The 3204-nt window shown below is 51.4% G+C and carries 3 protein-coding genes and 2 pseudogenes; 1 reads left to right on the forward strand and 4 read right to left on the reverse strand.

Going from position 1 to position 3204, the window contains the following annotated elements; translation table 11 throughout:
* The first annotated feature begins 264 nt into the window (after positions 1 to 264).
* A complete protein-coding gene (locus FOY91_RS20930) occupies positions 265 to 528 on the forward strand; it encodes a hypothetical protein (RefSeq protein WP_145155947.1) in 264 nt (87 codons plus the stop codon).
* Between the two features lies 1 nt (position 529).
* On the opposite strand, the pseudogene FOY91_RS20935 reads toward FOY91_RS20930, so the two are convergent.
* From FOY91_RS20935 to FOY91_RS22160, 4 genes and pseudogenes are all read right to left on the reverse strand, one after another.
* Positions 530 to 1331, reverse strand: a pseudogene (locus tag FOY91_RS20935) (IS5 family transposase).
* 209 nt (positions 1332 to 1540) lie between these two features.
* Complete coding sequence (locus tag FOY91_RS20940) at positions 1541 to 2299, reverse strand: winged helix-turn-helix domain-containing protein (protein WP_145155949.1); 759 nt, start codon at positions 2297 to 2299, stop codon at positions 1541 to 1543.
* Positions 2300 to 2549: 250 nt separating this feature from the next.
* Positions 2550 to 2903: pseudogene (locus FOY91_RS21910) on the reverse strand (transposase); the annotation flags it as partial.
* Between the two features lie 86 nt (positions 2904 to 2989).
* The coding region (locus FOY91_RS22160; RefSeq protein ID WP_145155953.1) for a hypothetical protein at positions 2990 to 3204 on the reverse strand (215 nt) is incomplete at its 5' end.

A 3204-nucleotide genomic window follows, 5' to 3' on the forward strand; every position in this document is an offset into this window, starting at 1 on the left:
TCTCGAAGGTCCTGTGACAGCACTCGTGGCATCCATGCCGGCCTCCTCGACCCGGCACAACGCCTGAATCAGAAAACCGCGCTCGTGTGAATCCTCAACGATTCAGAAGGCGCGGAAACCGCTCTAGACTTCACGCGCCTTCCGTCACCGGGATTCGTGTAAGCGGCCTGCCCGAGCAATCTGCCGTTCCGCCGTAAAAGGTTACGACGGTCTTCAACAAGTGGAGTAACGCGTTTTAAACCGCCACGATGCTATGCCCGCATCATGCCTATTATTGCCCAAGAGTCCCGTTATGATCGTCTTGCCCCGGCATCGGACGACCATGCTGCGGCGTCGCCATTCTTGACTCATCCGGATTACCTCGACGCAGACCGGATCGATTTTGGCGCTTGGTTGTTGCCACCGGTAGATAACAGTGATGCCGAATGTATCGTTCGGCTGGTTTCGACGATGGCTGGACCGGTCGCGGTCGCGGTCGCGGTCGCGGTCGCGACGACACTGCGACTGGGCTACATCCCCGGCTTCTAGACTAGGATGCGTTGACAAAGTGGCGCATCCACAGTCGGATTGAGACGATATGGATGAAGCCGAGGTAACTGTCTGCGGTTTTATCATATCGGGTGGCGAGCCGGCCGGCGTTCTTGAGCTTGTTGAAGCAGCGCTCGACCATGTTGCGCAGGGCGTAGATGGCGGCATCGACCGAAAGCTGCACGAGGCGGTTCCGCTTGGTCGGGATCATCGCGCAGTCGCCGCGTTTCTCCATATCCTGCCGAATGAAATCAGCGTCATAGCCCTTGTCGGCCAAGAGCACTTTGGGTGCTGGTCCGTCTGCGTCCATGACCGGCTGATAGCCCTTGAAATCGGAGACCTCACCGCCGGTGAGGGCGAACGCTATGGGCAGGCCCATCGCATTGATGCGGAGATGGATCTTGGTCGTAAAGCCACCTTTTGAGCGGCCAAGATCCTGACGAGGAGTCCCCCTTTAGCGCCGGCTGAACACTGGTGTGCCCGGATTATCGTGCTGTCGATCATCTGCAGGCTGGGGTTGCCGCCGCCGCTGTCGTTGAAGGCTTCAAGCACCAACTCCCATAGCCCGGACACTGTCCAGCGTCGAAACTGCCTGTAGACCGAGGCCCATTTGCCGAAATGCTCGTGCAGGTCGCGCCATGCGACACCCGTTCGCGCAATCCAGAAAATCCCATCCAGACAAGGCGATGGTCTCTCGGGCGGCGGCCGCTGCGGGCACCACGCTCGATCACGAAAGGCTCCAGACAAGCCCATTCCGCGTCGCTCAACAAACCTCGGATCAAGACAGCTTCCTCAAAAACCACCTCGAATCAGATATTACCGCTGATGGGTATCCCCTTTGTCAACACACCCTAAATTAAATCAAAAACATGAATATTGCAGCCAAAGCGCTATCGATATCGGAGTAGCTATAGGCAGCCCCTTTTCCCCATTATGACGTTATAATAGGCTTTTCCATTTGCTAATATCCCGTATTGAGCTTTCTCAATCATGCAACGCGAGTTAATTCTAGTCAATCAGCCAAGTCATACATCTGTAATTTATACCCGCTTCCATAAACAGAGACTAAGCGAAGATTTGTTTTTGGCACTATAAATGCCTTATCGCGTAGCTTGGATATATGAACGTCTAGAGATCTACCTACTGACTCTTTATCCTTTCCCCATACTGCTAAACACAACTCTTCACGAGACAATATTTCACCGATACGATATAAGAATATTTTGAATAAGCTCATCTCCATGTTTGACAGATTAACGCTTACTCCATTTATGATCAGTCCATTCAAAGAAAATATTATGCCGTTCTTTTCTAAAAAATCAAACTTGTCTTTTGATCTATAATGTGAAAATAGTCTTGCTTCAATCTGTGCGTCTGACATGGAATATATGATGCATTCATCTGCGCCCCACTCCAAGTTGTTTATTATGGATCGCTCATCATTCGATGAGAATGCAACGATTGACAACCCCTTTATCGAAAGAGATCGGGTTTCTTTGATAAGAGAAAATACATTAGATTTATTGTTTGTATTATCAAAAAATACAAACTGATTATTCCCAATAATATATCTTATGTCTCTTTTAAGGTTAACTGTGCTGCAGGTATAAACTCCAAATTCCATTGGTATTCTTTTTTCGATAGAACGAATTTCTAGTCTAGATCCATCGGATACTAATAGACCATTTAAATCAGTGGCATGGGAGCGTCCGGCAAATCCATATCCTTGTGCTGGTGCGGACCCATTTACAATGTCGATAATCTCACTCATATTTTTGTCACACTCCGTAAATTAATTTAATATTGTAACTTTACTTATGCGCTTAGCTTTTATATTGAATGATAGCGTAGTAGCCATTCTGAAATGGCCTTTGGCAGTGTTTATCTTTTTAGATAGGCATACATACCACGAGATGCTCCCGCCCTTCAACGTAAAGTACTTAATGTACGCCGCTGGTTACCGGAGAGGTGGTGATGGTCCCCATTTTTGTGGATACGGGTTTAATACCAAGATTCAGTGATCATAACCCACAGGCCCAATCGCGGAGACCGAGCGACATGATGCGCCAGGGTTGCTCGACGAGCTTGTTCTAAGCGTCGCAGCAATGGTCGACGATCTCGTCGTAGGAGCCGAACACGCGGTTCGAGAGCCAGTTGTCGCGCATAAACTGCCACACGTTTTCCTGCGGATTGAGCTCCGGGCTTTTCGATGGGATCGCTACGATCGAGATGTTGGCGGGAAGCTCGAGCTTCGGCGTCAGGTGCCAGCCGGCCTGGTCCATGAGCACCACGGCGTGGGCGCCGGGGGCGACATGCAGAGCGATCTCCGCCAGGTGCAGGTTCATTGTGTCGGTGTTGCAGAACGGCAGGACGAGGCCTCCTTCAGGATGCCGATGATCTGCTCTTCCGAAAACTGCTTCCGCTTCATCTTTCCGTCCCTTCGAGGGGCCGGACTCTAGCACTACAGTTGCGATTTCGCCGCGAGGTGAGCCCGGCGGGCGGCGGCTTGATGCGCTCTGCGCCAGCATGACCATGCGATGATGTAGGCAGGTAGGATACGACGCTGGGCAAGTCTGTTCGCGATGCGGCGGACTTCCTGGATGGACCAGCGGATCAGATCCGGATGGTCTTCGTCCGCGGTCTTTTTGGGGGCGTCACGTCGTTGGCGCGGTATCG

The sequence above is a fragment of the Alterirhizorhabdus solaris genome, from assembly GCF_007785815.1.
GTDB lineage: Bacteria > Pseudomonadota > Alphaproteobacteria > Sphingomonadales > Sphingomonadaceae > Alterirhizorhabdus > Alterirhizorhabdus solaris.